19 protein-coding genes are annotated in these 18,519 nt (G+C 61.7%); 17 read left to right on the forward strand and 2 right to left on the reverse strand.

Annotation, left to right across the window (positions count from 1 at the left end; translation table 11 throughout):
* Nucleotides 1–50 precede the first annotated feature (50 nt).
* The 14 genes from FKV68_RS07660 to FKV68_RS07725 all read left to right on the forward strand — a co-directional run bounded on the left by FKV68_RS07660 (nucleotide 51) and on the right by FKV68_RS07725 (nucleotide 12,880).
* Nucleotides 51–941, forward strand: coding sequence for a VOC family protein (locus FKV68_RS07660; protein WP_180940913.1), 891 nt, complete (start codon nucleotides 51–53; stop codon nucleotides 939–941).
* The gene (gene kdsA / locus FKV68_RS07665) at nucleotides 941–1,783 is read left to right on the forward strand and encodes a 3-deoxy-8-phosphooctulonate synthase (protein WP_180940914.1); all 843 of its coding nucleotides are present in this window, start codon (nucleotides 941–943) and stop codon (nucleotides 1,781–1,783) included. Before FKV68_RS07660 ends, kdsA begins: the two co-directional genes overlap by 1 nt.
* Nucleotides 1,784–1,913: 130 nt before the next feature.
* Nucleotides 1,914–3,188 (forward strand): phosphopyruvate hydratase, encoded by a 1,275-nt coding sequence (eno, locus tag FKV68_RS07670; RefSeq protein WP_180940915.1) that lies wholly within the window; start codon nucleotides 1,914–1,916, stop codon nucleotides 3,186–3,188.
* 174 nt (nucleotides 3,189–3,362) lie between these two features.
* The gene (locus tag FKV68_RS07675; RefSeq protein ID WP_180940916.1) at nucleotides 3,363–3,683 is read left to right on the forward strand and encodes an FtsB family cell division protein; all 321 of its coding nucleotides are present in this window, start codon (nucleotides 3,363–3,365) and stop codon (nucleotides 3,681–3,683) included.
* 135 nt (nucleotides 3,684–3,818) lie between these two features.
* Nucleotides 3,819–4,865, forward strand: coding sequence for a pyruvate dehydrogenase (acetyl-transferring) E1 component subunit alpha (pdhA, locus tag FKV68_RS07680; protein ID WP_180940917.1), 1,047 nt, complete (start codon nucleotides 3,819–3,821; stop codon nucleotides 4,863–4,865).
* A 17-nt stretch (nucleotides 4,866–4,882) separates the two neighbouring features.
* Nucleotides 4,883–6,256: a pyruvate dehydrogenase complex E1 component subunit beta gene (locus FKV68_RS07685; protein ID WP_180940918.1), complete on the forward strand. Its 1,374-nt coding sequence runs from the start codon at nucleotides 4,883–4,885 to the stop codon at nucleotides 6,254–6,256.
* A 15-nt stretch (nucleotides 6,257–6,271) separates the two neighbouring features.
* Complete coding sequence (locus FKV68_RS07690) at nucleotides 6,272–7,612, forward strand: pyruvate dehydrogenase complex dihydrolipoamide acetyltransferase (protein ID WP_180940919.1); 1,341 nt, start codon at nucleotides 6,272–6,274, stop codon at nucleotides 7,610–7,612.
* Between the two features lie 56 nt (nucleotides 7,613–7,668).
* Nucleotides 7,669–8,310 carry an SGNH/GDSL hydrolase family protein gene (locus tag FKV68_RS07695; protein ID WP_180940920.1) on the forward strand — a complete coding sequence of 214 codons (642 nt, stop codon included), beginning with the start codon at nucleotides 7,669–7,671 and terminating at the stop codon, nucleotides 8,308–8,310.
* A gap of 2 nt (nucleotides 8,311–8,312) precedes the next feature.
* A complete protein-coding gene (locus tag FKV68_RS07700; protein WP_180940921.1) occupies nucleotides 8,313–8,894 on the forward strand; it encodes a GNAT family N-acetyltransferase in 582 nt (193 codons plus the stop codon).
* An 18-nt stretch (nucleotides 8,895–8,912) separates the two neighbouring features.
* Complete coding sequence (gene lpdA, locus FKV68_RS07705) at nucleotides 8,913–10,358, forward strand: dihydrolipoyl dehydrogenase (RefSeq protein ID WP_180940922.1); 1,446 nt, start codon at nucleotides 8,913–8,915, stop codon at nucleotides 10,356–10,358.
* Nucleotides 10,359–10,433: 75 nt separating this feature from the next.
* Nucleotides 10,434–10,685 carry a GlsB/YeaQ/YmgE family stress response membrane protein gene (locus FKV68_RS07710; RefSeq protein WP_180940923.1) on the forward strand — a complete coding sequence of 84 codons (252 nt, stop codon included), beginning with the start codon at nucleotides 10,434–10,436 and terminating at the stop codon, nucleotides 10,683–10,685.
* Between the two features lie 134 nt (nucleotides 10,686–10,819).
* Nucleotides 10,820–11,791: a lipoyl synthase gene (gene lipA, locus FKV68_RS07715; RefSeq protein WP_180940924.1), complete on the forward strand. Its 972-nt coding sequence runs from the start codon at nucleotides 10,820–10,822 to the stop codon at nucleotides 11,789–11,791.
* A gap of 75 nt (nucleotides 11,792–11,866) precedes the next feature.
* Nucleotides 11,867–12,424 (forward strand): P-loop NTPase family protein, encoded by a 558-nt coding sequence (locus FKV68_RS07720; protein ID WP_180940925.1) that lies wholly within the window; start codon nucleotides 11,867–11,869, stop codon nucleotides 12,422–12,424.
* A gap of 9 nt (nucleotides 12,425–12,433) precedes the next feature.
* The gene (locus FKV68_RS07725) at nucleotides 12,434–12,880 is read left to right on the forward strand and encodes a type II toxin-antitoxin system RatA family toxin (protein ID WP_180940926.1); all 447 of its coding nucleotides are present in this window, start codon (nucleotides 12,434–12,436) and stop codon (nucleotides 12,878–12,880) included.
* On the opposite strand, the gene FKV68_RS07730 is transcribed toward FKV68_RS07725, so the two are convergent.
* Nucleotides 12,871–13,368 carry a CinA family protein gene (locus FKV68_RS07730; RefSeq protein ID WP_180941437.1) on the reverse strand — a complete coding sequence of 166 codons (498 nt, stop codon included), beginning with the start codon at nucleotides 13,366–13,368 and terminating at the stop codon, nucleotides 12,871–12,873. The genes FKV68_RS07725 and FKV68_RS07730 overlap by 10 nt on opposite strands.
* Nucleotides 13,368–14,582: a bifunctional 2-C-methyl-D-erythritol 4-phosphate cytidylyltransferase/2-C-methyl-D-erythritol 2,4-cyclodiphosphate synthase gene (locus tag FKV68_RS07735; RefSeq protein WP_245181848.1), complete on the reverse strand. Its 1,215-nt coding sequence runs from the start codon at nucleotides 14,580–14,582 to the stop codon at nucleotides 13,368–13,370. Before FKV68_RS07735 ends, FKV68_RS07730 begins: the two co-directional genes overlap by 1 nt.
* A 254-nt stretch (nucleotides 14,583–14,836) precedes the next feature.
* Between FKV68_RS07735 and dusB the strand changes: the two genes are divergently transcribed.
* Genes dusB through ntrC form a run of 3 tightly spaced genes read left to right on the forward strand, consistent with a single transcriptional unit; the run spans nucleotide 14,837 to nucleotide 18,470 of the window.
* Nucleotides 14,837–15,865 carry a tRNA dihydrouridine synthase DusB gene (gene dusB / locus FKV68_RS07740; RefSeq protein WP_180940928.1) on the forward strand — a complete coding sequence of 343 codons (1,029 nt, stop codon included), beginning with the start codon at nucleotides 14,837–14,839 and terminating at the stop codon, nucleotides 15,863–15,865.
* A complete protein-coding gene (locus tag FKV68_RS07745; protein WP_180940929.1) occupies nucleotides 15,862–17,019 on the forward strand; it encodes a two-component system sensor histidine kinase NtrB in 1,158 nt (385 codons plus the stop codon). Before dusB ends, FKV68_RS07745 begins: the two co-directional genes overlap by 4 nt.
* The gene (gene ntrC / locus FKV68_RS07750; RefSeq protein ID WP_180940930.1) at nucleotides 17,016–18,470 is read left to right on the forward strand and encodes a nitrogen regulation protein NR(I); all 1,455 of its coding nucleotides are present in this window, start codon (nucleotides 17,016–17,018) and stop codon (nucleotides 18,468–18,470) included. The genes FKV68_RS07745 and ntrC overlap by 4 nt, the downstream gene beginning before the upstream one ends.
* Nucleotides 18,471–18,519 lie beyond the last annotated feature (49 nt).

Below are 18,519 nucleotides of genomic sequence, written 5' to 3' on the forward strand. Positions count from 1 at the left end.
GCCGGCAAAAGTTGCAAACAGCGACGGAACCGGCCATCAGGGAACACGCCATGAGCTTATCCAAGCGCACCACCCGCCCGCTCGATCATGTCGTGCTGCCGGTGGCCGAGCTTGTGCAGGCGAGGCGGCGCCTGACCGACCTCGGCTTTGTGGTCGCCGAGGATGCGCGCCACCCCTTCGGCACCGAGAATGCGTGCATATTCTTCACCGACAACACCTATCTGGAGCCGCTTTCGATCGCCTCGCGCGAGGAGTGCGAGGCTGCGGCGCTCGCCGGTAATCCCTTCGTCGCGCGCGATCAGGCTTTCCGCTTCCGTCAGGGCCCGGAAGGCCTGTCGGCGATCGTCATGGGAACTGCCGATGCCGCGTCCGATCATATGCGGTACCGGGCATGCGGCATCTCCGGCGGCGACATGCTCGAGTTCTCGCGGCCGATGCGGTTGCCGGACGGGCGCGAGGGCCTCGGCTCCTTCCGGCTGGCTTTTGCCGCTGATCTCCGTTCTCCGGATTTCTTTCTCTTCAGCTGTCAGCGCATACGTGCTCTGCCGATCGACCAGACCGCGCTTCAACGCCATGAAAATGGCGTCCTCGGTATCGCCGAAGTCGTGCTGTCGGAAACGAATCCCACTGATTTCCAGTATCTGCTGCAGGAGGGCGTCGACGAGCGCGAGGTGTCCGCTCACTCCTTCGGCATGGACATTCAAACCGGCAATGCCAAGCTTTCGGTGCTGAATGTTGCCGGTATGGAGGCCTTCTTCGGCCGTTCGGTCAGTGGCACCGAGCGCGGCTTGCGCGGGCGCGCCGTCGTGTTCCGGGTCGCCGATCTTGAGGCGACGCGTGCGCTCTTCGCCAGGAACGATATCGAGTTTGCAGAAATGGGCGGACGCCTCGTTGTCCCGGAAGCGCCGGGGCAAGGGGTGATTTTCGCATTTGGAGTATGATGATGGAAACCAATGCCAGGGTTGTCGTCGGTGAGGGTGCCGGCCAGGTGGTCTTTTCGCAGAAGGAGCGGCTGGCGCTGATCGCCGGCCCGTGCCAGATGGAAAGCCGCGACCATGCCTTCATGATGGCCGGAAAACTCGTCGAGCTTTGCAAGTCACTCGGGCTCGGCCTCGTCTACAAGTCTTCCTTCGACAAGGCGAACCGCACCTCGCTCTCCGGCAAGCGCGGCATCGGCCTCGAAAGCGCGATGGAGATTTTTGCCGACCTCAAGAAGGAGTTCGGCTTTCCGGTATTGACCGACATTCACACCGAAGAGCAATGCGCGATCGTCGCTGAGACCGTCGATATCCTGCAGATCCCGGCCTTTCTGTCGCGGCAGACGGACCTGCTCGTCGCGGCCGCCAGGACCGGGCGCACGATCAACGTCAAGAAGGGCCAGTTCCTCGCGCCCTGGGACATGAAGAACGTGCTCGCCAAGTTCACGATGAGCGGCAATCCGAATGTCCTTCTGTGCGAGCGCGGTGCTTCGTTCGGCTACAACACGCTGGTTTCCGACATGCGCTCGCTGCCGATCATGGCGGCGCTGGGCGCACCGGTGATCTTTGACGCCACCCATTCCGTGCAGCAGCCGGGCGGGCAGGGCGGATCGTCCGGTGGCCAGCGCGAGTTCGTCGAGACCCTCGCGCGCGCCGCGGTCGCTGTCGGCGTCGCCGGTGTCTTCATCGAGACGCATGAAGATCCGGACAATGCGCCTTCGGATGGCCCCAATATGGTGCACTTGGAGGATATGCCGCGGCTTCTCGAAAAGCTGCTCGCCTTCGATCGGATCGCCAAGGCCTGAAAGGGCTTTCGTGAAATTTTCATGAACCATAATGGCGCCTCGGCATTTGCATCGCGCGCGCCGTTGTAATTTCAGGGCCATGAATTAAGACAGGCCCGACCATACCGTCGTCCTAACCAGGGAAGAGATCATGACTGCAATCATCGACATCATCGGCCGCGAAATTCTGGACAGCCGCGGCAATCCGACCGTCGAGGTCGACGTTCATCTCGAAGACGGTAGCTTCGGCCGTGCGGCTGTTCCGTCGGGCGCCTCGACCGGTGCCCACGAGGCGGTCGAACTGCGTGACGGCGGCACCCGCTACCTCGGCAAGGGTGTCGAGCGCGCCGTCGAAGCGGTCAACGGAGAGATCTTCGAGGCGATCGGCGGCCTGGACGCCGAAAACCAGATCCAGATCGACAAGACCATGATCGAGCTCGACGGCACGGCGAACAAGTCGCGCCTCGGCGCCAACGCCATTCTCGGCGTCTCGCTGGCGGTTGCGAAGGCTGCTGCCGAAGCCGCAGGTCTGCCGCTCTATCGCTATGTCGGTGGCCCGAACGCCCATCTCCTGCCGGTTCCGATGATGAACATCATCAACGGCGGCGCGCATGCCGACAACCCGATCGATTTCCAGGAGTTCATGATCATGCCGGTCGGCACGGAAACGCTGAAGGACGCCGTGCGCATGGGGTCGGAAGTCTTCCACACGCTGAAGAAGCAGCTGGCTGCCGATGGCCACAACACCAATGTCGGCGACGAAGGTGGCTTCGCTCCGGGCCTGGCGTCCGCACCGGCGGCCCTCGACTTCATCATGAAGTCGATCGAGAAGGCCGGCTACAAGCCGGGCGAGGACATGTATCTTGCGCTCGATTGCGCGTCGACGGAGTTCTTCAAGGACGGCAAGTACGTGCTGGAAGGCGAGGGCCGCACGCTCGAGCCGGGCGCCATGGCGGAATATCTCGCCGAACTCGCCGCCAAGTATCCGATCATTTCTATTGAGGACGGTATGGCCGAGGACGACTGGGATGGCTGGAAGGCGCTGACCGACAAGATCGGCTCCAAGGTTCAGCTCGTCGGCGACGATCTCTTCGTCACCAACTCGGCTCGCCTGCGCGACGGCATCAAGATGGGCGTCGCCAACTCGATCCTGGTCAAGGTCAACCAGATAGGCTCGCTCTCCGAAACGCTCGATGCTGTCGAGACGGCCCACAAGGCCCGCTACACCGCCGTGATGTCGCACCGCTCCGGCGAAACCGAGGACTCGACGATCGCCGATCTCGCAGTCGCCACCAATTGCGGGCAGATCAAGACCGGTTCGCTCGCACGCTCCGATCGGCTTGCCAAGTACAACCAGTTGATCCGCATCGAGGAGCAGCTCGGCCTGCAGGCAAAATACGCCGGCCGCTCGATCCTGCGCGGCTGATTGCAGGGCGCGCGCGGTTGTTCGCCAGATCCGCGTGGAATTTACCCACCTAGGCAATTTCCAACCCGTCTGCCTCCGGACAGGCGGGTTTCCTTTTCCTTGCCATTCATGGTCAACGGTCGGTTAATCAATCGACGCTAGTCTTGTCTCGTATTGCGTATCAGGGCATGGACCATGTGGACACGGCATCACAAGAAACGGAGATTGGGGCGGCTGGTTGTGCCGCTCATGGCGGTCGCCTTTCTTTCCTATTTCGGCTATCATTCGATCCATGGAGGCTACGGCCTTAGGGCGACGGAGGAGTTCGACCGCCAGATTGCCGTGCGGCAAGCCCGATTGGATGAGCTCACTCATCAGCGAAAAATCCTGGAAAAGGAGGTCGAGCTGATGAGCGACGGTTCGCTGGAACGAGACATGCTGGATGAGAAGGCTCGCCTCGCGCTCAACATGTCGCGGAGCGACGAGATCGTTATTTTTCATCGCGGGCAGGATTAACCCAAATTCGGTTAATTCAAAATTCACAATGAAAATCAGATAGTTATACAGAATAATAGCCATGCAAATATGGCATTGCTGTGTTGCTCTTCTTTCCCTATGGTACCGGCAAAGGCTAACCATTGGGAGGAATGAATGGCTCCGCGAAAAACCGCGTCCGTCTCCAGCCGCAAGACCGCTGCCAAGTCTGCAAAAAAAGACTTTGCCGGCGGCACGATCGCCGAATTCTCCAAAGAAGATGATCTCAAAGCCTACCGCGAAATGCTGTTGATCCGGCGTTTCGAGGAAAAGGCCGGCCAGCTTTACGGCATGGGCTTCATCGGCGGCTTTTGTCACCTCTATATCGGCCAGGAAGCCGTCGTGGTCGGCATGCAGCTAGCGCTCAAGGACGGTGATCAGGTCATCACCGGTTACCGTGATCACGGCCACATGCTTGCTTGCGGCATGAGCCCACGCGGGGTGATGGCGGAACTGACCGGCCGCCGCGGCGGCCTTTCCAAGGGGAAAGGCGGCTCGATGCACATGTTCTCCAAGGAAAAGCATTTTTATGGCGGCCACGGTATCGTCGGCGCGCAGGTGTCGCTCGGCACGGGCCTCGCCTTCGCCAACAAGTACCGCGGCAACGACAATGTCAGCCTCGCCTATTTCGGCGACGGTGCCGCCAACCAGGGCCAGGTCTATGAGAGCTTCAACATGGCTGCTCTCTGGAAGCTGCCGGTGATCTACATCGTCGAAAACAACCGTTACGCCATGGGAACGTCCGTGTCCCGTGCATCGGCGCAGACCGATTTCTCGCAGCGCGGCGCCTCCTTCGGCATTCCCGGCTATCAGGTGGACGGCATGGATGTTCGCGCCGTCAAGGCGGCAGCCGACGAGGCGGTCCAACATTGCCGCTCCGGCAAGGGGCCGATCATCCTCGAGATGCTGACCTATCGCTATCGCGGCCACTCGATGTCCGACCCGGCGAAGTACCGGTCGAAGGACGAAGTGCAGAAGATGCGCTCCGAGCATGACCCGATCGAGCAGGTAAAGGCCCGGCTCACGGAAAAGGGCTGGGCGAGCGAGGACGAGCTGAAGCAGATCGACAAGGATGTTCGCGACATCGTTGCTGACAGTGCCGATTTCGCCCAGTCTGATCCGGAGCCGGATGCATCCGAGCTCTATACCGACATCCTGCTTTGATCCGGGGAGGCACGAACATGCCAGTAGAAATTCTCATGCCCGCCCTTTCCCCGACGATGGAGGAAGGCACGCTCTCCAAATGGCTGAAGAACGAGGGAGACAAGGTGTCCTCCGGCGATGTCATTGCCGAGATCGAAACCGACAAGGCGACGATGGAAGTGGAAGCCGTCGATGAAGGCACGATCGGCAAGCTCCTGATCGCCGCCGGCACCGAAGGTGTGAAGGTCAATACGCCGATCGCCGTGCTGCTGCAGGACGGCGAGGCTGCCGGCGACATTGCGACGCCGAAGGCCGAGGCGCCGAAGCCGGCTCAGAATGAAGCGCCCGCCGCTGCGCCGGCGCCGGCGCCGGTTGCCGCTCAGCCGAAGACGGAAGTTCCTGCCGACCCGGCGATCCCCGCCGGGACGGAAATGGTGTCGATGACGGTGCGCGAGGCGCTTCGCGACGCGATGGCCGAAGAAATGCGCGCGAGTGACGACGTCTTTGTCATGGGCGAGGAAGTCGCCGAATACCAGGGTGCCTACAAGATCACTCAGGGTCTGCTGCAGGAGTTCGGCCCGCGTCGCGTGGTCGACACCCCGATCACCGAACATGGTTTTGCCGGCGTCGGCGTCGGCGCCGCAATGACGGGCCTGCGACCCATCGTCGAGTTCATGACCTTCAACTTCGCCATGCAGGCGATCGACCAGATCATCAACTCGGCTGCCAAGACGCTTTATATGTCGGGCGGCCAGATGGGCGCGCCGATCGTCTTCCGCGGCCCGAGCGGTGCGGCAGCCCGCGTCGCCGCGCAGCACTCGCAGTGCTATGCCGCCTGGTACAGCCACATCCCGGGGCTCAAGGTCGTCATGCCGTACACGGCCGCTGACGCGAAAGGCCTGTTGAAGGCGGCGATCCGCGATCCGAACCCGGTGATCTTCCTCGAGAACGAAATTCTCTACGGCCACTCGTTCGAGGTTCCGAAGCTCGATGATTTCGTGCTGCCGATCGGCAAGGCCCGCATTCATCGCGTCGGCAAGGATGCAACCATTGTCTCGTTCGGCATCGGCATGACCTATGCGGTCAAGGCCGCGGCCGAGCTCGAAGCGCAGGGTATCGACGTCGAGATCATCGATCTTCGTACGATCCGTCCGATGGATCTTCCGACAGTAATCGAGTCGGTGAAGAAGACCGGCCGTCTGGTCACCGTGGAGGAAGGCTACCCGCAGTCCTCCGTAGGCACGGAGATTGCTACGCGTGTGATGCAGCAGGCGTTCGACTATCTCGACGCGCCGATCCTGACGATCGCCGGCAAGGATGTGCCGATGCCCTATGCCTCCAACCTCGAAAAACTGGCGCTTCCGAGTGTCTCCGAGGTTGTCGATGCCGTGAAAGCCGTTTGCTACAAATAAGGGGAGGGCGCTTCGATGCCAATCAACATCACGATGCCTGCCCTCTCTCCGACCATGGAAGAAGGCAATCTGGCCAAGTGGCTGGTCAAGGAAGGCGACAAGGTCAAGTCCGGCGACGTTATTGCCGAAATCGAGACCGACAAGGCGACCATGGAAGTGGAAGCCGTCGATGAAGGCACCGTTGCCAGGATCGTCGTTCCGGCCGGTACGGAAGGCGTCAAGGTCAATGCCCTGATCGCGGTTCTGGCGGCCGATGGCGAGGACGTGGCAGCGGCTGCGAAGGGCAATGGCGCGGCCGCGCCAGCACCTGCAGCCAAAGCCGAAGAACCGGCTCCGGCAGCTGCGCCAGCGCCTGCTGCGGCACCTGCCGCAGCGCAACCGGCAGCACCGGTATCGTCGGCCCCCGCCGCAAGCGATGGCAAGCGAGTCTTTTCTTCGCCGCTGGCGCGCCGCCTCGCTAAGGAAGCCGGCATTGACCTGTCGGCGATCACCGGGTCCGGCCCCTATGGCCGCGTCGTCAAGAAGGACATCGAGACCGCCGTTGCCGGTGGTGGTGCCAAGCCGGCCGCAGCGCCCGCGGAAGCGGCCGCACCCGCTCCGGCGACGCTCGCCAAGGGCATGTCCGAGGATGCCGTGCTCAAGCTCTTCGAGCCGGGTTCCTACGAACTCGTCCCGCATGACGGCATGCGCAAGACCATTGCCAAGCGCCTGCAGGAATCGAAGCAGACGATTCCGCACTTTTATGTCTCGATCGATTGCCAACTCGACGCCCTGCTTGCCCTTCGCGCACAGCTCAATGCCGCTGCTCCGGAAAAGGACGGCAAGCCGGTCTACAAGCTCTCGGTCAACGACATGGTGATCAAGGCGTTGGCGCTGGCACTGCGCGACGTTCCGGATGCCAACGTATCCTGGACCGACAGCAACATGGTCAAGCACAAGCATGCCGATGTCGGCGTCGCTGTCTCGATCCCCGGTGGTCTGATCACGCCGATCATCCGCCAGGCGGAATTGAAGAGCCTTTCGGCCATCTCCAACGAGATGAAGGATTTCGGCAAGCGCGCCAAGGAGCGCAAGCTGAAGCCGGAAGAGTATCAGGGTGGCACGACGGCAGTCTCCAACATGGGCATGATGGGCGTCAAGGACTTCGCCGCCGTCGTCAACCCGCCGCATGCGACCATTCTTGCGGTCGGTGCCGGCGAGGAGCGAGTCATCGTCAAGAACAAGGAAATGGTCATCGCCAACATGATGACCGTGACCCTCTCCACCGACCATCGCTGCGTCGATGGCGCGCTCGGCGCCGAGCTGCTCGCCGCCTTCAAGCGCTACATCGAAAATCCGATGGGCATGCTGGTCTGATGCGGTCGGGACCGGCCTTTCGAGCCGGTCCATTCCCTTAAACGCGGGCACAAGCGATGAAGACAGTCCTTTGTTACGGTGACAGTCTGACCTGGGGCTATGACGCGAGCGGCCTCGACCGGCACGCGTTGCAGGATCGCTGGCCGAGCGTGCTGCAAAAGGCCCTCGGTCCGGACGTGCACGTCATCGCGGAAGGGCTGAACGGCCGCACGACAGCATATGACGACCATCTCGCCGATTGCGACCGCAACGGTGCCCGTGTCCTGCCGACCGTGCTCCACAGCCACGCGCCGATCGATCTGATGATCTTCCTGCTCGGCACCAACGACATGAAGCCGGTGATCCACGGCACGGCCTTCGGCGCCGTCAAGGGGATCGCGCGCCTCGTCAATCTTGTCCGGCGGCACGACTGGCCGGTCGAAGCCGAGGAGGGGCCGGATATCCTCATCGTCTCGCCGCCGCCCCTTTGCGAAACCGCCAACAGCGCCTTTGCGGCAATGTATGCGGGCGCTATCGAGCAATCGGGGATGCTTGCACCGCTCTACCGCGATCTCGCGGACGAGCTCGACTGCGGCTTCTTCGATGCCGGCTCGGTGGCAAGAACGACCCCGCTCGATGGCGTTCATCTCGACGCTGAGAACACCCGGGCGATCGGTCGTGGATTGGAGCCGGTCGTGCGGATGATGCTCGGGCTCTGACGATGGCGGCTGGCGCGACCCTCAGGCCGGCGAAGCGAAGCGAGGCAGCGGAGCTCGCCGTCCTGATCGACATCGCCTCGCACGGATTTGCTGCGTGGCTCTGGTATGGCGGTGTCTTGCGGGGCGTGGCCGAAACGGCGTTCGAACACGGCCGCAACAAGCTTCGCGAAGATGAGGGGCGGGGTACATGGCGTGACGCGATCGTCGCCGAGGTTGAGGACGAGATCGCGGGTGTCGCCGTTTCCTACGCGATCGACCCGTCCGTCCACGATATCGAGGCCAAACATCCGGTGCTCGTGCCGCTGCTTGCTCTGCAGAAGCAGGTTGTCGGTCATTGGTTCATCGATAGCCTTGGGGTCTACAAGCATCGTCGCGGCGGGGGAATCGGCCGCGCTTTGCTGGAACATGAAATTGCCCGCGCCGGGTCGGCGCCGGTGAGCCTGATCACCGAAAGCCACAATGAAAGGGCTCAGGCGCTCTACAGGATCAACGGCTTCGAGGAGGTGGTGCGCGTCGAAGCCGTGCCGCTTTTCGAAGACAGCAGGAAACACGACTGGGTGCTTTTCACCCGAAAGGTCGCTTGAGACAAAGGCAGGAAACACATGGCTGAGAATTACGATGTCATCGTTATCGGTTCGGGCCCGGGCGGCTATGTCACCGCCATCCGCTCGGCGCAACTGGGCTTGAAGACGGCGATCGTCGAGCGCGAGCATCTGGGCGGCATCTGCCTCAACTGGGGCTGCATCCCGACCAAGGCGCTCTTGCGCTCGGCCGAAATTCTCGACCATGCCAATCACGCCAAGAACTATGGCCTGACGCTCGAAGGCAAGATCACCGCCAACGTCAAGGAGGTCGTCGGCCGTTCGCGCGCCGTCTCTGCGCGGCTGACCGGCGGCGTCGCCTTCCTCATGAAGAAGAACAAGGTTGACGTGATCTGGGGCGAGGCGAAGCTGACAAAACCCGGAGAGATCGTCGTCGGCGCGCCCTCGAAGCCGGCCGTCCAGCCGCAAAATCCGGTTCCGAAGGGCGTCAAGGGCGAAGGCACCTATACGGCCAAGCACATCATCATCGCGACCGGCGCCCGGCCGCGTGCGCTTCCGGGCATCGAGCCGGACGGCAAGCTGATCTGGACCTATTTCGAGGCGATGAAGCCCGAGGAAATGCCGAAATCCATGCTGGTCATGGGCTCCGGTGCGATCGGCATCGAATTTGCCAGCTTCTACAAGTCGATGGGCGTCGATGTCACTGTCGTCGAGCTCTTGCCGCAGGTGATGCCCGTAGAGGATGCGGAGATTTCCGCTTTCGCCCGCAAGCAGCTCGAAAAGCGCGGCATGAAGATTTTCACCGACGCCAAGGTGACGAAGGTCGACAAGGGCGCGAACGATGTGACCGCGCACGTCGAAACGAAGGACGGCAAGGTAACGCAGATCAAGGCCGACCGTCTGATCTCCGCCGTCGGCGTGCAGGGCAATATCGAAAACCTTGGCCTCGAAGCGCTGAGTGTCAAGACCGATCGCGGCTGCATCGTGACCGACGGTTACGGCAAGACGAACGTGGCAGGGATCTATGCGATCGGCGATGTCGCCGGTCCGCCGATGCTTGCGCACAAGGCGGAGCACGAGGGCGTGATCTGCGTCGAGAAGATCGCCGGCGTCCCGGGCGTGCACGCGCTCGACAAGAACAAGATTCCGGGCTGCACCTATTGCGACCCTCAGGTCGCCTCCGTGGGGCTCACCGAGGCGAAGGCCAAGGAGCTCGGCCGCGAGATCCGCGTCGGCCGCTTCAGCTTCGGCGCCAACGGCAAGGCGATCGCGCTCGGCGAGGACCAGGGCCTGGTCAAGACGATCTTCGACAAGAAGACGGGCGAGCTTTTGGGTGCGCATATGGTCGGCGCCGAGGTGACCGAACTCATCCAGGGCTTTGTTGTCGCGATGAACCTCGAAACGACGGAGGAAGAGCTGATGCACACCGTCTTCCCGCATCCGACACTCTCGGAGATGATGAAGGAAAGCGTGCTCGACGCCTACGGCCGGGTGTTGAACGCCTGATGACGTGCAGCCGCCCGGAATTTGCGTTATACTCACGCACTGATTGTGTGGCATCTTCAGTGCTCGGAGGTCGTCATGAGCGTGAACGGCGTGGGTATTCTGGCGGCAATCATCATCGGCGGGCTGGCGGGTTGGCTTGCGGAGAGATTTATGAACAGTCAGATGGGACTGTTCGCCAATATTATTCTCGGCATCATCGGCGCGGTCGTCCTGAATTTCATCCTGGCCGCCTTCGGCATGGCCTATACGGGCTGGCTCGCCTATTTGGTCATCGGCTTCATCGGCGCCTGCCTGTTGATTGCCGCTGGGCGCGCCGTCAGAAGGTAGCGCCACGCAAGCCATGCGTCTGCCGTCGGGCCGCCTTGCAACTGGTGGCCTGACTTTTCCTGTCGGGCCGTCTATATAGATCGAAAATGGGCAGTCGGCGCCAAGCCGCGCGTCCACGCGACAAAGGAAGACACATGGTAACGCTTTTCGATGCTGTTTCGGATCGTGCGCAACGCGTCCGTCACCCGGAAAAGGCGCACAAGCCCGACACGGAAGTCCAGCGCAAGCCGGACTGGATCCGCGTTAAGGCGCCGACGTCGAAGGGATACATGGAAACCCGTTCGATCGTGAAGGGCAACAACCTCGTAACCGTGTGCGAGGAGGCCGGCTGTCCGAATATCGGCGAGTGTTGGGACAAGAAACACGCGACCTTCATGATCATGGGCGAAATCTGCACGCGCGCCTGTGCCTTCTGCAACGTCTCGACCGGCAAACCGAATGCGCTCGACATGGACGAGCCCGCCAACATCGCCAAGGCGGTCAAGCAAATGGGGCTCAGCCACGTCGTCATAACCTCGGTCGACCGCGACGACCTCGACGATGGTGGCGCCGAGCACTTTGAAAAGGTCATCTTTGCGATCCGCGAGGTCTCTCCGGAAACGACCATCGAGGTCCTGACTCCCGACTTTCTGCGCAAGCCCGGCGCGCTGGAGCGTGTGGTTGCCGCCAAGCCGGACGTCTTCAATCACAATCTCGAAACCGTCGCTTCGAACTATCTGACCGTGCGTCCCGGCGCTCGCTATTTCCACTCGATGCGACTGTTGCAGCGGGTGAAGGAACTCGATCCGTCCATGTTCACCAAGTCCGGCATCATGGTCGGCCTTGGCGAGGAACGGAACGAGGTGCTGCAGTTGATGGATGATCTGCGTACCGCCGACGTCGATTTCCTGACGATCGGCCAGTATCTGCAGCCGACCCGTAAGCACCACAAGGTCGAGAAATTCGTGACGCCCGAGGAATTCAAGTCGTACGAGACGGTCGCCTACACGAAGGGCTTCCTGATGGTTTCCTCGAGCCCATTGACGCGTTCGTCTCATCACGCCGGCGACGATTTCGCACGGCTAAGGGCGGCACGCGAGAAGAAGCTCCTGGCCGAAGCGGAGTAATTCAGTCTACTGCCGGTGAAAACAGCCGCGGCGTTGCGTCGTCGCGATTCTTCTATTTGAGCCGAAAGCGGGCAGATGACGGACACGACGCGGGCTGCATCGATCCTCTCGGACGCAAAACGTGTTTTGGTGATCGGCTGCTCGGGCGGCGGCAAGACGACGCTTGCCCGCCGCTTGTCGGAACACTGTGACCTGCCGTTCGTTTCGATGGATAGAGAATTCTTTTGGCTGCCCGGATGGATTTCCAGGGCGCGCGAAGAGCAAAGAAAGCTCATCGCCGCCAAGGTCGCCGAAGCGCAGTGGGTGATGGATGGGACCAATCCGTCGACCTTCGATTTGCGGCTGCCCCGCGCCGACATCGTGCTCTGGGTGAGAATGCCGCGCTTGCGGTGCCTGATCGGTGTGGCGCGGCGTTGGCTGAAATGGCGAGGCGCGGCACGGCCGGAGATGGCCGAAGGATGTCCGGAGCGGGTGAGTTGGGAATTCGTCCGCTACATCTGGACTTTCGAGCGCAAGTTCGTTCCGCGGATCGAGGAAGCCCTGCAGAAACACGGACCAGGCGTTCCAGTCCTGCAGATAAGAAGCCGGGCACAAATGCGCACGCTGCTTGAACTTCTCGCAGCACGCGCTTAACTGCAAGTCATGCCGCACTTTGAAACAAACCACGTCGTCAAGCACTCGGCCGACCAGATGTTCGATCTCGTCGCCGACGTCGAGCGCTACCCGCAATTTCTGCCGCTTTGCGAGGCCTTGAGCGTGCGCTCACGCAAGGAGCGCGACGGGAAGGTATTGCTGCTGGCCGATATGACGGTCGGGTACAAGGCGATCCGCGAGACCTTCACGACCCAGGTTCTGCTCAACAAGGCCGCGCGGACGATCGACGTCAATTATATCGACGGACCATTCAAGTATCTCGACAACGAATGGCGCTTCGAACCGACCAGCGACAAGCTGTCGATCGTGCATTTCGACATCGATTATGAGTTCAAGAGTAGGCTTCTCGGCGCCTTGATGGGTACCATGTTCGACCGGGCGTTCCGAATGTTTTCGGAAGCCTTCGAAAAACGTGCCGACGAGGTCTACGCTTGATGAGAGATGGCTTCGAGGAGCTCGAACGCGGTTCTGACCGCTGACATTCGAACCACGTCGCGGCCGATGTCGCCATAGCGCATCTCCTTGTGAAGCGTCGCGCCATTGCGGCTCGCCGCCGCGAAGTACACGAGCCCTACCGGTTTCTCCAGCGAGCCACCGCCGGGGCCGGCAACCCCCGTCACGGCGACGGCAATATCCGCCCCCGAATGGGAGACGGCGCCGCGTGCCATTTCGACAGCCGTCTCGCGCGAGACGGCGCCGTGGGCGGCCAGCGTCGCGAGTTCGATCCCGAGCATCTGTATCTTGGCATCGTTGGAATAGGTGACGAAGCCGCGGTCGACGACCAGCGACGAGCCGGCAACTTCCGTCAACGCGCCCGCAATCAGGCCGCCGGTGCAGGATTCCGCCGTCGCGAGCTTCAGGTTGCGTGCGGTAAGATCCGTGACGATCTCCCGCGCTTTCTGTTCTATATCGGCCGGCCACATCATGCGTTCCTCCCCGGAGTATAGACGACCGTTGCAGTGGCGATTGCCGCGATACCTTCGTTGCGGCCGATGAAGCCAAGCTGTTCGTTGGTGGTTGCCTTGATCGAGCAACGGTCGATGGTAACGCCGAGCATTGCTGCCAGGTTCTCTCGCATCTGCTGGCGGTGCGGCCCGACCTTGGGCGCTTCGGCGATCAGCGATATGTCCGCATTGGTGATGACGCCGCCACGCTCGCGCACGATCCGCGCCGCGTGCTCCAGAAAGATGCGGGAAGGGGCACCCTTCCACTGCGGATCCGACGGTGGAAAGTGATCGCCGATATCGCCAGCGCCGCAGGTGGCGAGAAGCGCGTCCGTCAGCGCATGCAGCGCGACGTCGGCATCGGAATGGCCGGAGAGTTTGCGGTCGTGCGGGATGAATACACCACAAAGGGTGACGCCGTTGCCTTCGACGAGTTGGTGGACGTCGTAGCCATTGCCGGTACGCACATCGGGAATCTCGCTGCCTTTGAGCCTTTCGTCAGCCATCGAAATATCCCTCTGCAACGTCAGCTTGATGTTGTCCACCATACCCTCGACGAGGACAACCGGAATACCCGCCCATTCGGCAATGGACGCGTCATCGGTAAAATCCGCTTTTGCGTCGGCGTTGGCGGCGCGGTGCGCGGAGAGAATCGCTTCCAGTGTGAAGCACTGCGGCGTCTGTGCCGCGTAGAGGTTACTCCGCGCGACCGTCTCCTGCACGACTCCATTTGCGCCGGCACGCTTCAACGTATCGGCGACCGCGATTGCCGGCAGGACCGCATCGGCACCGCCGAGCAGCGTTTGACGGCAGCGATCGAGCAGTGCGTGGTCCGCAAACGGACGCACCGCGTCGTGGATCATGACGTACTTGGCGCCGGCAGCCGCAATCGCCTCCAGGCCCGCAAGGACCGAAAGCTGTCGCGTTGCTCCTCCATGCACCACGGTCGGAGCGGCCGACGTGGGTACGCGCTTCAGAGCAGCGGCAAAGAGTTCCGTGTCCTCCGGATGGATGACGACAACGATCGGTCCCGTTCCCGCCCATGTCGCGAAAGTGTCAAGCGTATGCGCGATAACGGGGCGGCCGCCGATTGTCCGGTACTGCTTTGGCCCCTCGCCCGATTGGCCGGCGCGCTCGCCGCGGCCGGCCGCGACGATGATGACACCGCAGGAGAACTGTTCTTCAGGCTGCATCTTATGTATGTGGTCCCGCATTCCGACGCTCTTTGCCGTGGTCTAGCGCGAAGGCCCGGCCATTGCCAGCCCGTATAGCGCTGTGCGGTTTATCAGACGCACAAAGCACCTTAAGTTGCTGCATGTCTCCTTAAATCGGCTCCGATTTAAGGAGACATGCAGCAGCCATCGGCGGCCATGTGGGAATTTTGTCGGCGGCGTGGAAATCGCTTGGCAAGCCGAGTAACAATGTCTAAAAATAGTGCAAGAAGAACATGTGCCTGAAAGATATGCACTTGCCACCGTCGGCCCTGTCATCGTCGCTCCGGATCGGGAATGTTGAAATCCGCAACCGGATAGCGCTCGCGCCGATGTCGGGGGTGACGGATCTGCCCTTCCGCATGCTCGCCTGGCGTTTCGGTGCCGGCCTTGTGGTGACGGAAATGGTCGCCAGCCGCGAATTGGTCTGCAACGCCGCCGAATCCTGGGCGCGGCTGAAGAATTCCGGCATCGAGCCGCATATCGTCCAGCTCGCCGGCCGCGAGGCGCACTGGATGGCGGAAGCCGCAAGGATCGTCGAGTCGAATGGCGCCGACATTATCGACATCAATATGGGCTGCCCCGCCAAGAAGGTGACCGGTGGCTATTCCGGTTCAGCACTGATGCGCGATCCCGACCATGCCTTGTCGCTTGTCGAAGCCACCGTCAGGGCTGTTTCCGTACCAGTAACGCTGAAGATGCGGCTCGGATGGGATGAAAATTCGATCAATGCTCCATTGATCGCGCGAAGGGCTGAAGAGGTGGGTGTGCAGGCCATCACGATCCACGGCCGCACCCGGATGCAGTTCTACAGCGGCAAGGCGGATTGGGATGCGATCCATGCGGTCCGCGACGTCATCTCGGTCCCTCTGATCGCCAACGGCGACGTCGATACCGTGGCGGACGCCACGGAAATCCTGCGCCGGTCGGGTGCTGACGCAGTCATGGTCGGGCGGTCATCGCAGGGGCGGCCATGGCATGCCGGTGTTCTGGCCGGCGTTCGCCTTCATCCCGACGCATTGGAGATCGCGCAGATCTTCGCCGAGCACTACACGACGATGCTCGAATTCTATGGGCTTCAGATCGGCGTCCGGCACGCCCGCAAACACGTCGGCTGGTACATCGAGCGTTTCGCGCCGAACCTCTCGTCCGCGGACAAGGCAGCGATCCTGACGTCCACCGATCCGGCTCTGGTCAGCGAGCGGGTCGCTGCCGCGATCGCGAATTGCGGCGTCGCACCGGTCAGGGAGGAGATGGCGGCATGACGGAAAAGGCAACGGCAGTAGAGCCGGCGGCGGATGCGAACGACCTTTCCATGGCGGTGCTGAACGCGATCCAGAACCCCGTCATCCTGGTCGATGAAAATGGCCTTGTGGCCTTCGCCAATTGGGAGGCCGAGTCCTTCTTCGGCGCGAGCGCCAATCATCTCGCCCGTCATGATATCAGCGCCTTCATTCCATTCGGCAGTCCGCTCCTGACTTTGATCGACCAGGTTCGTGAGCGGCGGGCACCCGTAAACGAATACCGGGTCGACCTGAGTTCGCCGCGCCTCGGCGCCGACAAGCTTGTCGATCTTTATGTTGCGCCGGTTCTTTCCACGCCGGGATCTGTGGTCATCGTCTTCCAGGAGCGCTCGATGGCCGACAAGATCGATCGGCAACTGACTCATCGAGGCGCTGCGCGGTCAGTGACCGGTCTCGCTTCGATGTTGGCCCACGAGATCAAGAACCCGCTCTCTGGCATTCGCGGTGCCGCACAGCTTCTCGAGACGTCCGTCAATGACGAGGACCGGGCCCTGACGCGGCTGATCTGCGACGAGACGGACCGCATCGTATCGCTCGTCGACCGTATGGAGGTCTTCTCCGATGAAAGGCCCGTCGATCGCGTACCGCTCAATATCCATTCCGTGCTCGATCACGTGAAGGCGATCGCGAGGGCTGGCTTTGCCCGCGGAATCAAGATTTCGGAGAACTACGACCCGTCGCTGCCGCCGGTTTACGCCAATCGCGACCAGCTCGTGCAGGTATTCCTCAATCTGATCAAGAACGCTGCCGAGGCGATCGGCGATCGGGCCGATGGCGAGATCATGCTGACGACGGCCTATCGTCCCGGCATTCGCCTTTCGGTTGCCGGCACCCGCGAAAAGATCTCGTTGCCGTTGGAGTTCTGCGTGCACGACAACGGACCCGGCGTTCCCACTGACCTGCTGCCGCATCTTTTCGACCCTTTCATCACCACGAAGACGAATGGCTCGGGCCTCGGCCTTGCGCTGGTCGCCAAGATCATTGGCGGCCACGGAGGCATTGTCGAGTGCGACAGCCAGCACAGCCGCACCACCTTCCGTGTTCTGATGCCGGCGTCCAAAGGGACTGCGGCGGATGACGACGAAATTCCGATGACAAAAGGAAACATTGCATGACGGGCGCTACGATACTCGTCGCGGATGACGATGCCGCCATTCGCACCGTGCTCAACCAGGCCCTGAGCCGCGCCGGCTATGATGTGCGCATCACCTCCAATGCGGCGACGCTGTGGCGCTGGATTGCGGCCGGTGACGGCGATCTGGTCGTGACCGACGTCGTGATGCCGGATGAGAACGCCTTCGATCTCCTGCCGCGGATCAAGAAGGCGAGGCCGGACCTGCCTGTGCTCGTGATGAGCGCACAGAATACCTTCATGACGGCCATCAAGGCGTCGGAAAAGGGAGCCTACGACTACCTGCCGAAACCCTTCGATCTCACGGAACTGATCGGCATCATCGGCCGGGCGCTCGCCGAACCGAAGCGCCGTCCCTTGAGGATCGACGATGATTCACAGGACGGCATGCCGCTTGTCGGCCGCTCGGCTGCAATGCAGGAAATCTACCGCGTGCTCGCGCGGCTGATGCAGACTGATCTGACATTGATGATCACCGGAGAATCGGGAACCGGCAAGGAACTGGTTGCTCGAGCGTTGCACGACTACGGCAAGCGCCGCAATGGCCCCTTCGTTGCTATCAACATGGCGGCGATCCCTCGCGACCTCATCGAATCGGAGCTGTTCGGCCACGAAAAGGGCGCCTTTACCGGCGCCCAGACCCGCTCGACCGGCCGTTTCGAGCAGGCCGAAGGTGGGACACTCTTCCTCGATGAAATCGGCGACATGCCGATGGATGCCCAAACCCGGCTGCTGCGCGTGTTGCAGCAGGGCGAGTACACAACCGTTGGCGGCCGCACGCCGATCCGGTCAGATGTGCGGATCGTCGCCGCGACGAACAAGGACCTGAAGCAGTCGATCAATCAGGGGCTTTTCCGCGAGGACCTCTACTATCGCTTGAATGTCGTGCCGCTGCGCTTGCCGCCGCTCAGGGATCGAGCGGAGGATATCCCGGACCTTGTCCGCCATTTCGTCCAGCAGGCCGAAAAGGAAGGGCTGGACGTCAAGCGTTTCGACCAGGAAGCGCTGGAATTGATGAAGACGCATCCTTGGCCCGGCAATGTACGCGAGCTCGAAAACCTCGTGCGGAGGCTGACGGCGCTCTATCCGCAGGATGTGATCACCAGGGAAATCATCGAGAATGAGTTGCGCTCGGAGATTCCGGACAGCCCGATCGAGAAATCGCCGACCCGCTCCGGATCGATGTCGATCTCGCAGGCAGTCGAAGAGAATATGAGGCAGTATTTTGCCAGTTTCGGTGATACCCTCCCACCATCGGGCCTCTATGATCGGGTACTTTCCGAGATGGAGTATCCGTTGATCCTCGCAGCCCTGACGGCGACCCGAGGCAACCAGATCAAGGCCGCCGACCTCCTCGGCCTTAACCGAAACACGCTGCGCAAGAAGATTCGCGAACTCGGGGTCTCCGTGTACCGCAGTTCACGCAGTGCTTGACTGAGATGCAACACCGTTGCATTTTCGCCACAATGCGTTGCTTGAACGT

Source organism: Sinorhizobium mexicanum, assembly GCF_013488225.1.
Lineage (GTDB): Bacteria > Pseudomonadota > Alphaproteobacteria > Rhizobiales > Rhizobiaceae > Sinorhizobium > Sinorhizobium mexicanum.